The organism is Modestobacter sp. SYSU DS0875, from assembly GCF_054050915.1.
The window spans coordinates 1-15,835 of sequence record NZ_JBJHAH010000020.1 but is presented as its reverse complement, the minus strand read 5'-3'; the positions used below and the strand labels follow the sequence as shown (position 1 = coordinate 15,835).

The 15,835-nt window shown below is 72.6% G+C and carries 13 protein-coding genes; all 13 read left to right on the top strand.

Features of this window, described 5'->3' with window-relative positions; all coding sequences use genetic code 11:
- Positions 1 to 42 precede the first annotated feature (42 nt).
- Positions 43 to 1,056, top strand: a complete 1,014-nt coding sequence (locus ACI79Y_RS13230; RefSeq protein ID WP_457158917.1) for a siderophore ABC transporter substrate-binding protein — start codon at positions 43 to 45, stop codon at positions 1,054 to 1,056.
- Positions 1,057 to 1,162: 106 nt separating this feature from the next.
- The gene (locus ACI79Y_RS13225; RefSeq protein WP_457158916.1) at positions 1,163 to 2,113 is read left to right on the top strand and encodes an ABC transporter permease; all 951 of its coding nucleotides are present in this window, start codon (positions 1,163 to 1,165) and stop codon (positions 2,111 to 2,113) included.
- A complete protein-coding gene (locus ACI79Y_RS13220) occupies positions 2,103 to 3,128 on the top strand; it encodes an iron chelate uptake ABC transporter family permease subunit (protein ID WP_457158915.1) in 1,026 nt (341 codons plus the stop codon). Before ACI79Y_RS13225 ends, ACI79Y_RS13220 begins: the two co-directional genes overlap by 11 nt.
- Entirely contained in the window at positions 3,125 to 3,883 is a 759-nt protein-coding gene (locus ACI79Y_RS13215) for an iron ABC transporter ATP-binding protein (protein WP_457158914.1), read from the top strand. The genes ACI79Y_RS13220 and ACI79Y_RS13215 overlap by 4 nt, the downstream gene beginning before the upstream one ends.
- A gap of 96 nt (positions 3,884 to 3,979) precedes the next feature.
- The gene (gene ngg, locus ACI79Y_RS13210) at positions 3,980 to 5,752 is read left to right on the top strand and encodes an N-acetylglutaminylglutamine synthetase (RefSeq protein ID WP_457158913.1); all 1,773 of its coding nucleotides are present in this window, start codon (positions 3,980 to 3,982) and stop codon (positions 5,750 to 5,752) included.
- Complete coding sequence (locus ACI79Y_RS13205; protein WP_457158912.1) at positions 5,749 to 6,126, top strand: fluoride efflux transporter FluC; 378 nt, start codon at positions 5,749 to 5,751, stop codon at positions 6,124 to 6,126. Before ngg ends, ACI79Y_RS13205 begins: the two co-directional genes overlap by 4 nt.
- Entirely contained in the window at positions 6,123 to 6,476 is a 354-nt protein-coding gene (locus ACI79Y_RS13200) for a fluoride efflux transporter FluC (RefSeq protein ID WP_457158911.1), read from the top strand. The genes ACI79Y_RS13205 and ACI79Y_RS13200 overlap by 4 nt, the downstream gene beginning before the upstream one ends.
- A gap of 77 nt (positions 6,477 to 6,553) precedes the next feature.
- Positions 6,554 to 7,945, top strand: a complete 1,392-nt coding sequence (locus ACI79Y_RS13195) for an alpha,alpha-trehalose-phosphate synthase (UDP-forming) (RefSeq protein WP_457158910.1) — start codon at positions 6,554 to 6,556, stop codon at positions 7,943 to 7,945.
- On the top strand, positions 7,942 to 8,688 hold the full coding sequence (otsB, locus tag ACI79Y_RS13190) for a trehalose-phosphatase (RefSeq protein WP_457158909.1): 747 nt from the start codon (positions 7,942 to 7,944) through the stop codon (positions 8,686 to 8,688). Before ACI79Y_RS13195 ends, otsB begins: the two co-directional genes overlap by 4 nt.
- A gap of 252 nt (positions 8,689 to 8,940) precedes the next feature.
- Positions 8,941 to 11,499 carry a chemotaxis protein CheA gene (locus ACI79Y_RS13185; RefSeq protein WP_457158908.1) on the top strand — a complete coding sequence of 853 codons (2,559 nt, stop codon included), beginning with the start codon at positions 8,941 to 8,943 and terminating at the stop codon, positions 11,497 to 11,499.
- A 1-nt stretch (position 11,500) separates the two neighbouring features.
- Entirely contained in the window at positions 11,501 to 11,947 is a 447-nt protein-coding gene (locus ACI79Y_RS13180) for a chemotaxis protein CheW (protein ID WP_457074691.1), read from the top strand.
- Positions 11,948 to 12,600: 653 nt separating this feature from the next.
- A complete protein-coding gene (locus tag ACI79Y_RS13175) occupies positions 12,601 to 14,211 on the top strand; it encodes a methyl-accepting chemotaxis protein (protein ID WP_457158907.1) in 1,611 nt (536 codons plus the stop codon).
- Between the two features lie 336 nt (positions 14,212 to 14,547).
- Positions 14,548 to 15,835: methyl-accepting chemotaxis protein (locus tag ACI79Y_RS13170; RefSeq protein ID WP_457158906.1), on the top strand; the 1,288-nt coding region annotated here is incomplete at its 3' end.

The following is a 15,835-nucleotide window of genomic DNA, read 5'->3' as shown; positions in this document are numbered from 1 at the left end:
GAGGCGAGCCTTTCCTCAACGTGTTCGACACTGGAGCCCCGCATGCCCCGTATGTCCCGGCCGTTCGCCGCGACTGCCCTGTCCCTCTCGGCGCTCCTCGCGCTGACCGCCTGCGGGGAGGACGCCGCGACCGACACCGCGGCCGCGGAGGAGTCCGGCACCGTCAGCTTCACCTGGGACCGCAACACCGCCGCGGAGGACGAGGACCCGCAGTACGAGGAGACGACGGTCGAGGTCCCGAAGGACCCCGAGAACATCGTCGTCTTCGACATGGCCAGCCTGGACACCATCGGCGCGCTGGGCGGCGAGGTCGCGGGCGCCCCGCTCGACTCGGTGCCCGCCTACCTCAGCGACAGCCTCGCCGAGGACGCCTACAACGTGGGCACGCTCTTCGAGGCCGACCTCGTGGCGATCGAGGCGCAGCAGCCCGACCTCATCGTCATCGGCGGCCGCTCCTCGGCGCTGTACGAGGACCTGAGCGAGATCGCGCCGACCGTCGACCTGAGCATGCGCGGTTCGTTCACCGAGACCCTGGAGCGCAACGCCACCTTCCTGGGCGAGGTCCTCGGCGCCGAGGACGAGGCAGCCGCCGCAGTCGAGGAGATCGAGGCAGGCATCGAGGACGCCCGGCAGGTCACCGCCGACGCGGGCACGGGCCTGGGCCTGATGGTGTCGGGTGGCCGGCTCAGCGCGATGGCCCCTGCGGGTGACGACGCGAGCGGCCGCGGCGCGCGCGGCGGCCTGATCTACGACACGTTCGGCGTGCAGCCGGTGGTCGAGGACATCGAGGCGGCCACGCACGGCGAGCCGGTCTCGTTCGAGTTCCTGCTCGAGACCGACCCCGACCACCTCTGGGTCGTCGACCGGGACGCCGCCACCAACGCCGAGGGTGCCCAGGCAGCCACCGAGGTGCTCGACAACGAGATCGTCGCCCAGACGACCGCGGCCCAGGAGGACCAGATCCACTACCTGGACCCGACCGCCTGGTACGTCGTGTTCGGCGGCATCGAGACCGCGCAGATCATGATCGACGACGTCCTGCAGATCGCCGACTGACCGTGCCGGCCCTCACCGAGCGCGCCGCCGACCACCGTTGACGGCGCTCGCCACCACCCCGTCGAGCACCCCCACCCGGGCGCGGCCGCGCCGCACCTGGGTGGGGGTGCTCATCGGTGTCCTCCTCGTCGCGCTGGCGATCACCGGCCTGTTCGTCGGCGTCTCCGACGTGTCCCCGAGCTCGGTGGTCAGCGGTGGAACGGACGGGAACGCCGCCTTCCTGCTGGTCGCCAGCCGGATCCCGCGCACGCTCGCCGCGATCCTCGTCGGTGCCTCGCTGGGCATCGCCGGCCTGATCATGCAGATGCTCGTCCGCAACAAGTTCGTGGAGCCCGGCACCACCGGGGTCAGCGAGTTCGCGACCCTCGGCATGCTCGTCACGATCGTCTTCCTCCCCGGCCTGGCCGTCGTCGGGAAGATGGGCGTGGCCGCGGTCTTCGGCCTCTTCGGCACCTGGGTGTTCCTGCGGGTGGTGCGGTTCGTGCCCGTACGCCAGCTGGTGCTCGTCCCGCTGGTCGGCATCATGCTCGGCGGCGTCGTGGGGGCCGTGACGACCTTCTTCGCCTACCGGCTCGACCTCCTGCAGTCCCTCGGGCAGTGGTCGCAGGGCAGCTTCGCCAGCGTCATGCAGGGCCGCTACGAGTTCCTCTGGGTCGCCGGGCTCATGGTGGGGATCGCCTGGTTCGCGGCCGACCGGTTCAGCGTGATCGGTCTCGGGGAGGAGTTCGCGACCAACCTGGGGCTGGACTACCGGCGGGTCGTCGCCGTCGGCATGGTGATCATCGCGGTGATCACCGCCGCAGTCGTCGTCACGGTGGGCATGATCCCGTTCCTGGGACTCGTCGTCCCCAACATCGTCAGCCTCATCATCGGGGACAACGTGCGCCGGGCGATCCCGTGGGTCGCGGGCCTCGGAGCCGTCTTCGTCCTCGCCTGCGACCTGATCGCCCGCGTCGTGCGCTTCCCCTACGAGATCCCGCTGTCGGTCATCGTCGGCATCATCGGTGCGGCGCTGTTCCTCTGGCTGCTGCTGCGGAGGCGGAGCCGTGCTCACTGACCCCACGACCGCGATGTCCGGCGCCCAGCCGACCGGCCTGCGCCGGACCCGGCTCGCCGCCTCCTGGGCGAGCCCGCCGGTCCGTCTCGCCGTGCTGGGCGCGGTCGTCCTGGCCCTGACCGCCGCCTACCTCTTCACCGACGTCCCCGGGTCGCTCGCCTTCGCGCTGCGCATCCGGAGCCTCACGGTGGTCGCGATGCTCGTCGTCGCGACGGCGGTCGGCGTCTCCACGGTGGTGTTCCACACGATCACGCAGAACCGCATCCTCACCCCGTCGATCATGGGGTTCGACGCGTTCTACATGCTGATCTCCACCCTCATCGTGTTCTTCTCCGGGTCGGCGGCCTTCCTGGCGTTCGACCAGTTCACGCTGTGGCTCGTCCAGGTCGTGGTGATGGTCGCGTTCAGCGTGCTGCTGTTCACCTGGCTGTTCGGCGGCAAGCGGCGGTCGATCCACCTCATGCTGCTGGTCGGCATCGTGCTGGGCACGTTCTTCCGCAGCTTCACCGAGTGGATGCAGCGCATGCTCGACCCGCTGGACTTCCAGGTCCTGTCGGATGCGATGTTCGCCTCCCTCACCCGGCCCGACGAGACGCTGCTGGCGCTCACCGCCGGCCTCGTCGCCCTCGGCTGCGCCGCCGTCGTTCCGCTGCTGCGCACCCTCGACGTCCTCACGCTGGGCGAGCCGACCGCCGTCGGCCTGGGGGTGGACCACAAGCGCGTGGTGATGGTCCTCTTCGTGGGCGTCTCGGTGATGATCGCCGCCTCGACGGCGCTGGTGGGGCCCATCCTGTTCTTCGGCCTCATCGTCGCCAACCTCGCCTACTCGTACGCGGGGTCCTTCCGCCACGTGTGGACGCTGCCCGCCGCCGTGCTCATCGGCATGATCTGCCTGCTGGGGGGCCAGTTGGTCCTCGAGCGGCTGTTCGGCTTCGGCGGCACCCTGTCCACGGTCATCGACTTCGCCGGTGGCCTGTTCTTCCTGTACCTCGTGCTGCGGAAGGGGGCGCGGTGATCGCGCTCGAGAAGGTCACCAAGCGCTACGGCCGCCAGCCGGTGGTCGACGACGTCTCGATCGCGTTCGGCGGGGAGGGCGTGACGGCGCTGATCGGACCCAACGGAGCCGGGAAGTCGACGCTCTTCGGCCTCGTCGGCCGGCTGATCCAGCCCGATGCGGGCCGGATCACCGTGGACGGGATGGACGTCGCGTCGACGCCGTCCAGCGCACTGGCCACCACCCTCGCGGTGCTCCGCCAGGACAACCACGTCGCAGCGCGCCTGACCGTGCACGACCTCGTGGAGTTCGGCCGCTTCCCGCACTCGCGGGGACGGCTGACGGTGCACGACCGCGAGCACATCGAGAACGCGATCGGGTACCTCGAACTCGGCCCCTACCGGGACCGGTTCCTCGACGAGCTCTCCGGCGGTCAGCGCCAGCGGGCCTTCGTCGCGATGGTGCTCGCGCAGGACACCGAGTACGTCCTGCTGGACGAGCCGCTGAACAACCTCGACCTGCGGCACATGACCGAGATCATGCGGCTGATCCGGAGGATGGCCGACGAGCTCGGCAAGCGGGTGGTCGTCGTGTTGCACGACATCAACTTCGCGGCCACCTACGCCGACCGCATCGTGGCGATGCGGGACGGCGTCGTCGTGGCCGACGCCGCCGCGCGCGACGTCATGCGCTCCGACGTGCTCGCCGCCGTCTACGACACCCCCGTCGACGTCCGGGAGATCGACGGCAAGCCGGTCGCCCTCTACTACGGCTGAGGTGGTCGAGCCGTCCAGCCGCGTCGGACCCGAGGGAACCGGCAGGCGGGTTCCACGTGGAACGCCGGCGAAACCCGGGTCGCCTACGGTGGGCGGGTGACCAGTGCACCGCGTCGACTGGCCGGCCACCGCGCGCGACGGGAGCCCCGCGCGCCGCTCACCAGCCGCTCCTGGCAGCAGCCCGATGCCCACGACCTCGCCGGCATGGCGACCGACGTCGTCCTGGACATGGGCTGGGGGCGGCTGGTCTTCGGTCAGACGTTCGCCGACCTCTCCGGCGTGCTGACCGCGCTGCGCGCGGAGGAGACCGGCCGCCGGGACATCTGCATCTACCCCCGCGACCCGCAGGTGCTCGTCGGCCTGGCCCCCGACGAGCTGTTCATCGACCCCTCCTACGTCTACCGGCTCCCGCTGCACCGGTACCGGCCCCGGGAGGAGGTCATCCGGGGCGTGTTCGTGCGCACGGTGACCTCTGCGGCGGAGATGGACCGGATCAACGACCTCTACGCCCGGGCCGGGATGGTGGTGGGCGACGCCGCCACGATGTGGCGCAACCACCGCACCCGCACGTTCACCTACCTGGTCGCCGAGGACCGCCGCACCGGCGCGGTGATCGGCACCGTCACCGGCGTCGACCACGTGCTCGGGTTCGACGACCCCGACGGCGGCACCAGCCTGTGGTGCCTGGCGGTCGACCCGCAGGACGCCCCGCCCGGCACCGGTGAGGCGCTGGTCCGGGTGCTGGCCGAGCGGTACATCGGCCGCGGCCGCGCCTACCTGGACCTGTCGGTCATGCACGACAACACCGGGGCGATCGCGCTCTACCGCAAGCTCGGCTTCGACCGGGTCTCGGCGGTCTGCGTCAAGCGGAAGAACCCGATCAACACCCCGTTGTTCTCCGCTCCCCCGGCCGGCCTGGAGGAGCTGAACCCCTACGCCCGGATCATCGCCGACGAGGCGCTGCGCCGCGGCATCCGCGTGCAGGTCACCGACCCGGAGTGGGGCGAGATCCGGCTGTCCCTCGGTGGCCGCTCCGTGCTCGCCCGGGAGTCGCTGTCGGAGTTCACCAGCGCGGTGGCGATGAGCCGGTGCGACGACAAGCGGGTCACCCGGCGGATCGTCGAGCGGGCCGGGGTGCGGGTGCCGCGTGCCGTCGTCGTCGACGGCCAGGGCGACGGCGCGGACCTGACCTCCGCCCGCGGGCTGCTCGCCGAGTGCGGCGAGCTGGTGGTCAAGCCGGCCCGCGGCGAGCAGGGCAAGGGCATCACCGTCGGCGTGCGGGACGACGACGGGCTGGCCCGCGCCGTCGAGCTCGCCGGCCAGTTCTGCCCCGACGTGCTCGTCGAGGAACTGGTGGCCGGCGACGACCTGCGCGTCGTCGTCATCGACCACGAGGTGGTGGCCGCGGCGCTGCGCCGCCCCGCCGAGGTGGTCGGCGACGGCCGCCAGGACGTCACCGCGCTGGTGCAGGAGACCAGCCGGCGCCGCGAGCGGGCCACCGGCGGGGAGTCCCGCATCCCGCTGGACGACGCCACGGCCGAGGTGGTCGCCGACGCCGGGCACCGGATGGACGACGTGCTGCCGTCCGGGCAGCGGCTCCGCGTGCGACGGACGGCGAACCTGCACACCGGCGGCACCATCGAGGACGTCACCGACCGGCTGCACCCGGAGATCGGCGCCGCCGCCGTGCGGGCGAGCCGGGCGATCGGCATCCCGGTGACCGGCATCGACTTCCTGGTGCCCGACGTGACCGGGCCCGACGCGGTGTTCATCGAGGCCAACGAGCGTCCGGGCCTGGCCAACCACGAGCCGCAGCCCACCGCGGCCCGCTTCGTCGACCTGCTGTTCCCCGAGACCCGCCGGCGGTGACCGGGTACGTCGCCGCCGCGCTGGGCGGTGCGCTCGGTGCCCTGGCGCGCTGGGGCGTCGCGGAGGGGCTCCCCTCCCCCGCCGGCGGGTGGCCGTGGGCCACCCTGCTGGTCAACCTGGCCGGCTGCCTGCTGCTGGGCGCCCTGCTCGGCGCGGTGTTCCCCCGGCACCCCGACCACCCCTGGCTGCGGCCCTTCCTCGGCACCGGCGTGCTCGGCGGCTTCACCACGTTCTCCACCTTCGCCGTCGAGACGGTGCGGCTGGCCGACGGCGGCGCGTGGGCGACGGCGGCCGGCTACGTGGCCGCCTCGGTGCTCGGTGGGGTGCTGGCGGCGGTCGCCGGGGTCCGGGTGGTCGGGGGACGACGCCGGTGACGGCGCTGTGGGTGGTGCTGGGCGCGCTGGCCGGGGCGCCGCTGCGGCTGCTCGCCGAGCGGGTGGCCGTCGCCCGCCGTGGCCGGGGCAGCGTCGTCGGCACGCTCACGGTGAACGTCGTCGGCAGCGCGCTGCTCGGGGTGCTCCTCGGGCTGCGCGGTGTCTCCCCCGCCGTCCTGGCGCTGGTCGGCACCGGCTTCTGCGGCACGCTGACCACCTTCTCCACGTACGCCAACGACGTCGTCCGGCTGGTCGAGGAGCGGGCGGTCGGCCGGGCCCTCGCCTACCTCGCCGGGACGCTGGTGCTCGGCCTCGCGGCGGCCGCCGGCGGTTGGTCGCTGGCCCGCTGAGCAGCTGAGGGCGCGCGGGATCCCACCGGTTGCGTAGGGTCAGGGCCGACAAGGACCCCGACGGTGGAGGTGCACAGGTGGTCGCGGACAGCCCGGTGGTGGTGGTCGCCAACCGGCTCCCGGTCGACCAGGTCACCGACCCCGACGGCACGACCCGCTACCAGCGCAGCCCCGGAGGGCTGGTCACCGCCCTGGAGCCGTTCGTGGCCGGCCGGGGCGGCGCCTGGGTCGGCTGGTCCGGAGCGGCCGGTGCGGCGCCCGAGCCCTTCGAGTCCGGCGGCATGCAGCTGGTGCCCGTGGCGCTGTCGGAGGAGGAGGTCGACCGGTACTACGAGGGCTTCTCCAACGCCTCGCTGTGGCCGCTCTACCACGACGTCGTCGAGAAGCCGGAGTACCACCGGCACTGGTGGGACTCCTACGTCCAGGTCAACAAGCGGTTCGCCGACCGCGCCGCCGAGGTGGCCGGTGAGGGCGCGATCGTCTGGGTGCACGACTACCAGCTCCAGCTGGTGCCGGCGATGCTCCGCCAGCGCCGTCCCGACCTGACCATCGGCTTCTTCCTGCACATCCCCTTCCCGCCGTACGAGCTGTTCACCCAGCTCCCCTGGCGCTCGGCGATCATCGAGGGCCTGCTCGGCGCCGACCTCATCGGCTTCCAGCAGCCGGCCGCGGCGACCAACTTCGTCAACCTCGCCCGGCGGCTGCACGACCTGCCGACCAAGGGCAACACGGTCAGCTACGAGGGCCGCACCGTGGTGGCCAAGTCGTTCCCGATCTCCATCGACGTCGCCGCCTTCGACGAGCTCGCCCGCAGACCGGAGGTGCTGGCCCGGGCCGCGGAGATCCGCGAGGAGCTGGGGCAGCCGGAGAAGATCGTGCTCGGCGTCGACCGGCTCGACTACACCAAGGGCATCGGCGTGCGCCTGGAGGCGTTCGAGGAGCTCCTGGAGGACGGCGCCATCGAGGCGCCCTCCACGGTGTTCGTGCAGGTGGCCACGCCCAGCCGCGAACGGGTCGAGCACTACGTGACCATGCGCGAGACGATCGAGCAGCAGGTCGGTCACATCAACGGCCTGTACGGCTCGATCGCCGGGCCGGCGGTGCAGTACTTCAACCAGTCGATGCCGCGCGAGGAGCTCGCCGCGATGTACCGGGCGGCCGACGTCATGCTGGTCACCCCGTACCGCGACGGCATGAACCTGGTGGCCAAGGAGTACGTCGCCGCCCGGGGCGACCTGCGCGGGGTGCTGGTGCTCAGCGAGTTCGCCGGCGCCGCCGCCGAGCTCAAGCAGGCGCTGCTGGTGAACCCGCACGACATCGCCGGGGTGAAGAACCAGCTGCTCCGGGCGCTGCGCATGGACCCGTCGGAGGCGACCAAGCGGATGCGGTCGATGCGCCGGCACCTCGCCAAGCACGACCTGGACCACTGGGCGAACTCGTTCTTCGCCTCCCTGCAGGCGCAGGCGTGACCGAGCTGGACCCGGCGCTCACCGCGGCGCTCGACGGGCTGGCCGCCCGGCGTCCGCTGCTGGTGGCCAGCGACTACGACGGCGTGCTCGCCGGGCTGCGCGACGACCCCGCCGCCGCCGTCCCCGAGCCCGGCGTCGCCGAGCTGCTGGCCCGGCTGGCCGCCGTCGACGGCGTCACCGTGGCGCTGGTCAGCGGCCGCGGGGTCGAGGACCTGCAGCGGACGAGCGGGCTCACCGGGCCGTTCCGCTGGATCGGCAGCCACGGGGCGGAGTTCGACGGTCCGCTCGCCGGTGAGCTGCGGGCCGCCCGGGACGAGCTGGTGGCTTCGCTGTCGCCACTGGTGGACGCCGTCCCCGGTGCCCGGCTGGAGGTGAAGCCGGCCGCCGTCGCGGTGCACGTGCGCACCGTGCCCGAGCCGGCCGCGCGTCCGGCCCTGCTGGAACGGGCCGCGGCCGCCGCGGGCCCGCACCACACCCCCAAGCCCGGCAAGGACGTGCTGGAGATCGCCGTCACCGACGCCGACAAGGGCACCGCGCTGCTGCGGCTGCGCGACGAGCTCGGCGCCGACGGGGCGCTCTACCTCGGGGACGACGTCACCGACGAGGACGGCTTCCGCGCCCTGGGCGGCGACGGGGTGACCGTCAAGGTCGGCGACGGGGAGACCGCGGCCGCCCACCGGGTCGCCGACCTGGCCGGGGCCCGGGCCGTGCTGGCCCGGCTCGCCGACGCGCTCGGCGGCTGACCCACCCTTCCTCCGCCACCCTCCCTTCGGGGGTGTCCCCGCCCCGCCGGCGGTCAGGGTGGCCCGCTCCCCTGCCGATGGTTGAGAGCACGCCGGGTTACGCCGGCGCCCGGCCTCACCCGTTCGGTGGCGTCCGGAGCAGAAAATCGTGCACGACGCCTGGGTTCCCCTCAAGGAGATCGGCGGTGTGCCGATGAAACCGACGCTGCGCGGGGAAGGCCCGCCGCGGCACCACAGGGAAGAGGCGGGCGCGTGGACGGTCTGGACGACATCGTCGAGGAGTTCCTCGTGGAGAGCCACGAGAACCTCGACCAGCTGGACCAGGACCTGGTGGCCCTGGAGCAGGACCCCCGTTCCCGTGAGCGCCTGTCGAGCATCTTCCGCACGATCCACACCATCAAGGGCACCAGCGGCTTCCTCGCCTTCAACCGGCTGGAGGAGGTCGCGCACGTCGGGGAGAACATGCTCTCCCGGCTGCGGGACGGCGCGCTGGACCTGACCCCCGCGCGCACCGACGCGCTGCTGACGATGGTCGACTCCATCCGCGCGCTGCTGGCGGCCATCGAGGCCTCCGGCGGCGAGGGCACGGTCGACGTCGCCGACACGGTGGCCCTGATCAGCGCGGCCCTCGAGGACGCCCCCGCCCCCGTCGTCGAGGACGCCCCCGCCCCGGTCGAGGACACCCCCGCCCCGGTCGAGCCGGCCCCCGTCGCGGCCGCTCCGGCACCGGCGAAGAAGGCCCCGGCGCGCAAGGCCCCGGCGAAGGCCGCCGCGAAGCCGCCGGCGAAGGCCGCCGCGAAGACCCCGGCGAAGAAGGCCCCGGCCCGCAAGGCGCCCGCCAGGGCCGCCGCACAGCCTGTCGTCCCGGCGCCCGCTCCGGCGCCGGAGGTCGAGTCCATCCGCACCGCGGCTCCGGAGGTCATCGACCTCCCGGCCGTGGCCGAGGTCCCCCTGGAGGTCCCCGTGGACGTTCCCCCCGTGCCGGCGGCTCCGGCCGTGCCAGCCGGCGAGCTGGCTCCCGAGCCGGGCACCCCCGAGGCGCAGAGCGGCCGGCGCGCCGTCGCCGACAGCACCATCCGCGTCGACGTCGACCTGCTGGACAACCTGATGCTGCTCGTCGGTGAGCTGGTGCTCACCCGCAACCAGATCGTCCAGTACGTGGGCCGGCAGAACGACCAGGACCTGGTCCGTGCCTCCCAGCGGCTGAACCTGATCGCCAGCGAGCTGCAGGAGAGCGCGATGAAGACGCGCATGCAGCCGATCGACCACATCTGGAGCAAGCTGCCCCGGGTCGTGCGCGACCTGGGCCTGCAGTGCGGCAAGTCGGTCCGCCTGGAGATGGAGGGCCGCGACACCGAGCTGGACAAGACCCTGCTCGAGGCGGTCAAGGACCCGCTGACCCACCTGGTGCGCAACTCCGTCGACCACGGCATCGAGCCCGCCGCCGGGCGGTCCGCCGCCGGCAAGCCGACCGAGGGCGTGCTCACCCTGCGCTCCCGGCACGAGAGCGGCCAGGTCGTGGTCGAGGTCGCCGACGACGGCGCGGGCATCGACCCGGCCAGGATCGGCGCCAAGGCCGTGGAGAAGGGCCTGCTCACCTCGGACGCGCTGTCCCGGATGAGCCCGCAGGACGTGCTGCAGCTGATCTTCCTGCCCGGCTTCTCCACCGCCGCGGCGGTCACCAACGTCTCCGGCCGCGGCGTCGGCATGGACGTCGTCAAGACGAACATCGAGGCCATCGGTGGCACCATCGAGGTCGAGTCGGTGCCCGGCCACGGCACCTGCACGCGGCTGCGCATCCCGCTGACCCTGGCGATCGTCCCCGCGCTGACCATCGAGTGCGCCGGCGACCGCTACGCCATCCCGCAGATCAGCCTGCAGGAGCTCGTGGCGCTGGACGCGGAGAAGGCCGCCGCCGCGGTCGAGGACGTCGGCGGCGCCTCGGTCTACCGCCTCCGCGGCGAGCTGCTCCCCCTCGTCCACCTCGCCGACGTGCTCGGCCTGCCCTCGGACCGGCACGACGGCCACGTCGTCATCGCGGTGCTCAGCTCCGAGGGGCGCCGGTTCGGCCTGGTGGTCGACCGGGTCATCAACACCGAGGAGATCGTGGTCAAGGCCGTCAGCGGCCAGCTCAAGCAGATCGGCCTGTACTCCGGGGCCACGGTCCTGGGTGACGGCGCCGTCGCGCTGATCCTCGACGTGCAGGCGCTGGCCCGCCGCGCCCTGCGCACCGAGACCACCGAGCGCCAGGAGCACCGCAACGCGCTGGCCGCCGCGGCCGCCTCGTCCGCCGAGCGGACCCGGATGCTGCTCGCGGCGATCGGTGGGGGCCGCCGGGTGGCCATCCCACTGGACACCGTCACCCGCCTCGAGCAGGTGCGCAGCGAGACGGTCGAGCGCGTCGGGTCCCGCGAGGTCGTGCAGTACCGCGGTGCGATCCTGCCGATCGTCCGGCTGGACCGGCACCTGGGTGCCTACGGCGACGCCGACCGCGAGGTGCTCGAGGTCATCGTCTACGCCGACCACGGCCGCAGCGTGGCGATCGTCGTGGAGGAGATCCTCGACATCGTCGACGGCGAGGCCGCGGTGCAGAGCGACATCGACGACCTCGGCCTGCTGGGGTCCGCGGTCATCGGCGACCGGGTCACCGAGCTGCTCGACGTCCGGGCCGCGATCCTCGCCGCCGACCCGGCCTTCTACACCAGCACCGCCCCGATCACCGAGCTGCCGGGGACCGGCTTCGACTCCCCCGCCTTCGGCTTCGACAGCGACTCCCCGGCCCACTCCCCCAACCACCTGACGGAGGTCTGACATGAGCAGCGCGACCGCGACGATGCCGGCCAGTGCGCAGCTGGCCACCTTCTGGCTCGACGGCGACCTCTTCGGCGTGGAGGTGGAGCACGTGCAGGAGGTGCTCCGCAGCCAGGGGATCACCCGGGTCCCGCTGGCGCCGCCGGCCGTCGCCGGCCTGATCAACCTCCGCGGCCAGGTGGTCACCGCCATCGAGCTGCGCGAGCGCCTCGGCCGCAAGGCCCGCCCGGAGGGGCAGGAGGCGGTCGTCATCGTCGTCCGGCTGCGCGGTGAGGCGGTCAGCCTGCTGGTCGACAGCATCGCCGACGTCGTGGACGTCAACGTCCGTGACTTCGAGGCCCCGCCGGACACGCTCGACGGCGCCGCCCGCGACCTGATCCGGGGCGCCTACAAGCTCGACGGCCAGCTGCTGCTGGCCCTCGACGTCAACCGCGCGGTCGGGGCCTGAGAACGGACCCACTCCCCCACCGCACCCACCACGACGGCCGTCGTGCCTCCTCCGGGAGGCCGGCGGCCGTCGTCGTGTCGGTGACCGGTGGGACCGGGTCGACTCGTCGACTCCCCAGAATGGTCACCCGACCATTTCCTGCAGGTGCGCGACAACTGCCTCCGTGTTCGGGAGAATGGTCTCGTGGGGGGGGGGGGGGGGGGGGCCGGGCGGGGGGGGGCCCGCCCCCGCCCCCGCCAGCCCCGCCCCCCCCACAGACCCGCCCCCCCCCACGCCCCCCCCCCCCCCCCCCCCCCCCCCCCCCCCCCCCCCCCCCCCCCCCCCCCCCCCCCCCCCCCCCCCCCCCCCCCCCCCCCCCCCCCCCCCCCCACCTCCGGGAAACGCCGAAGGACCCGTTCCGGTCGACGGTCACTCGACCGGGACACCGCACCACCTCCGCGGCCACTGCCCCGCCCCCTTCCCCGGGCGAGGTGGTGGCCGCGGTGGCGTTTCGGGGGTGTGGTGCGAGAAAGTCGACATGGGCATTCCCAGGAATGGTCACCAGTATTTCGGTCATCCGGTTGTGCGACACGCTTCGAGAACGGGTACAGCGCGTTTCCGTATCCCGCAGCATGGTCTCCGCTAGCTCTTCCCCCGCTGTCCTGGAGAACGCCATGCCCGCACCTGCCACCCCGGCCCGCACCCGCTCCTGGTGGGGTGACCGCAGCGTCAAGACCAAGGTGCTGGCCACCGCCGGCATCGCCGGCGTCGTGGCCGCCGGCATCGGCATCACGGGGCTGCAGGCGCTCGGCACCTCCGCCGATGCCGCCGACGCCCTCTACCAGGACAACCTGCGCGGGGTCGCGGCGGTCTCGGAGATGGAAGCCCGGATCGGGGACGTGCGGGTCAACCTGCGGGACACCATCCTCGGCACCGACCCGCAGGCAGCAGTCGCGCGCATCGACGAGCTGGCCGAGCAGTTCGCCGCGGTCGCCGAGGAGTACCAGGCCGGGACCGAGAACCCGCAGAAGCTGGAGCTGCTGGATGAGGTCAAGACCGACTTCATCCAGTACGTCGACTACCAGAAGATCGCGCTCGTGCCGCTCTCCCAGGCCGGTGACTTCACGACCTGGATCGCGCAGAACGCCGCCAACGGGACACCCCTCGTCACCTCTGCGGTCGAGGCCATCGGTGAACTCGTGGCCATCGAGTCCGCCGAGGCCGAGCAGGCGGCGGCCGACAACCGGGAGTCCTACGAGCAGCAGCGCACCGTCGCTCTCCTGCTCATCGTGGTCGGTGTGGCGGTCGCGCTGGGGCTGGGCTGGTTCGTCGCCGGTTCGATCGCCCGGTCGGCCAACCGGGTCAAGGACGTCGCCGAGGCGCTGGCCGCAGGGGACCTGACCGGCAGCACCGGGCTCACCAGCCACGACGAGCTCGGCCGGATGGGGGCCGCGCTGGACGGCGCGGTGGTCGAGCTGCGCTCGGTGATGGCTTCGGTGGTGTCCTCGGCCGACGCGGTCGCTGCCTCCTCGGAGGAGCTGTCGGCCTCGTCGGCGCAGATCTCGGCGTCGGCGGAGGAGACCTCGGCGCAGTCCAACGTCGTCTCCTCGGCGGCGGAGGAGGTGTCCCGGAACGTGGGCACGGTGGCGGCGGGTGCGGAGCAGATGGGTGCCTCGATCCGGGAGATCAGCCAGAACGCCAACGAGGCGGCCCGGGTGGCCGCCCAGGCGGTCACGGAGGCCGAGGCCACCACGGCCACGGTGACCAAGCTGGGCGAGAGCTCGAAGGAGATCGGCGAGGTGGTGAAGGCGATCACCTCGATCGCGGAGCAGACGAACCTGCTGGCGCTGAACGCCACGATCGAGGCGGCGCGGGCCGGTGACGCGGGCAAGGGCTTCGCGGTGGTGGCCAACGAGGTGAAGGAGCTGGCGCAGGAGACGGCGCGGGCGACGGAGGACATCGCCCGCCGGGTGGAGGCGATCCAGGGCGACACCTCCGGTGCTGTCGCCGCCATCGGCCGCATCTCCGAGGTCATCGGCTCGATCAACGACTTCCAGCTGACCATCGCCTCGGCCGTGGAGGAGCAGACCGCGACCACCAACGAGATGTCCCGGTCGGTGCAGGAGGCCGCCGGCGGTTCCACCGAGATCGCCGCGAACATCACCGGGGTCTCCAGCGCGGCGTCCTCGACCACGCAGGCCCTGACCCAGACCCGGCAGGCGGTCGACGAGCTGTCCCGGATGGCCAGCGACCTGCGGGGGAGCGTCGCCCGCTTCACCTTCTGACCGGTTCTGCTGCAACTCGTCCGCGGCTGGCACCTTCCCCGGTGAAGGTGCCAGCCGTTGTCGTCCACAGGCATCGCAATCGCACGTTCGACCATTCCCGGGTGTCGACAAAGGGGCGCCGGTGACGACCAGGTGGGATTTCATGGGATCCGTTCCACGAAACACCCGCCGGGTGCCCGAGACGAGCTCACCGATTCTCCATCCTGTGTGCGACGCCGCCGCCCGATCCCTCAGGTCAGTGCGCTGCTCGTCGCCCCCGGTGAACGAACCCCCAGGAGAAGCCTCATGTCCGGAAACCCGCTGGCCCACACCGCATCGTGGTGGGGGGACCGAGGAGTGAAGACCAAGATCCTCGTCGCCGTGGCCGTTCCCGTGGTCGGCGCGGGGGTGATCGGCGTGCTGGGGATGCAGGCCATGAGCGAGGCCACTGACAAGGCGGAGGTGCTCTACGAGAACAACCTCAAGAGCGTCGCGGCCGCCGGTGACATGAACCGCCGGATCAGTGACATGCGTGTCCTCGCCCGGGACGCGATCCTCTCGACCGGGCCGGCCGAGGCCCAGGTCACCTTGGACCAGATGGGGCCGCTGCGGGCGGAGTTCGACGACTTCGCCGAGGCCTACGCGACCGGCGGGCTGGGTGACGGTCGCCAGAAGGCCTACGACCACCTCTTGACGACCGTCGACGAGTACGTGGCCTTTCAGCAGACCGTGTTGGCGCCGCTTGCGCTCGCCGGTGACGTCCAGGGCTGGATCGCTGCCAACGACGCGGCCGGCGCACCGCTGGTCGAAGCCATGCAGGCGGACATCCGGGACCTGCAGGACCGCGAGGACGCCGCGGCGCAGGAGAGATTCCAGGAGATCAGCTCGTCGGCCACCACCCAGGCGACGAGCGCGATGACCATCCTCGCAGTCGCCCTCCTGATCGCCATCGGGGTCGGGCTGGCTGTGGCGGTCGGCATCGCCCGGGCCACCCGCAAGGTCCAGGCAGTGACCACCGCACTGGCTGACGGCGACTTCACCGTCAGCAGTGGGCTCACCAGCCACGACGAGCTCGGCCGGATGGGCGCTGCGCTGGACGGCGCGGTGGTCGAGCTGCGCTCGGTGATGGCTTCGGTGGTGTCCTCGGCCGACGCGGTCGCTGCCTCCTCGGAGGAGCTGTCGGCCTCGTCGGCGCAGATCTCGGCGTCGGCGGAGGAGACCTCGGCGCAGTCCAACGTCGTCTCCTCGGCGGCGGAGGAGGTGTCCCGGAACGTGGGCACGGTGGCGGCGGGTGCGGAGCAGATGGGTGCGTCGATCCGGGAGATCAGCCAGAACGCCAACGAGGCGGCCCGGGTGGCCGCCCAGGCGGTCACGGAGGCCGAGGCCACCACGGCCACGGTGACCAAGCTGGGCGAGAGCTCGAAGGAGATCGGCGAGGTGGTGAAGGCGATCACCTCGATCGCGGAGCAGACGAACCTGCTGGCGCTGAACGCCACGATCGAGGCGGCGCGGGCCGGTGACGCGGGCAAGGGGTTCGCGGTGGTGGCCAACGAGGTGAAGGAGCTGGCGCAGGAGACGGCGCGGGCGACGGAGGACATCGCGCGGCGGGTGGAGGCGATCCAGGGCGACACCTCGGGTGCGGTGG

Coding starts and splice junctions, on each gene's coding strand:
- ACI79Y_RS13175 (WP_457158907.1), top strand. CDS start 12,601: ATGCCCGCACCTGCCACCCCGGCCCGCACCCGCTCCTGGTGGGGTGAC.
- ACI79Y_RS13180 (WP_457074691.1), top strand. CDS start 11,501: ATGAGCAGCGCGACCGCGACGATGCCGGCCAGTGCGCAGCTGGCCACC.
- ACI79Y_RS13230 (WP_457158917.1), top strand. CDS start 43: ATGCCCCGTATGTCCCGGCCGTTCGCCGCGACTGCCCTGTCCCTCTCG.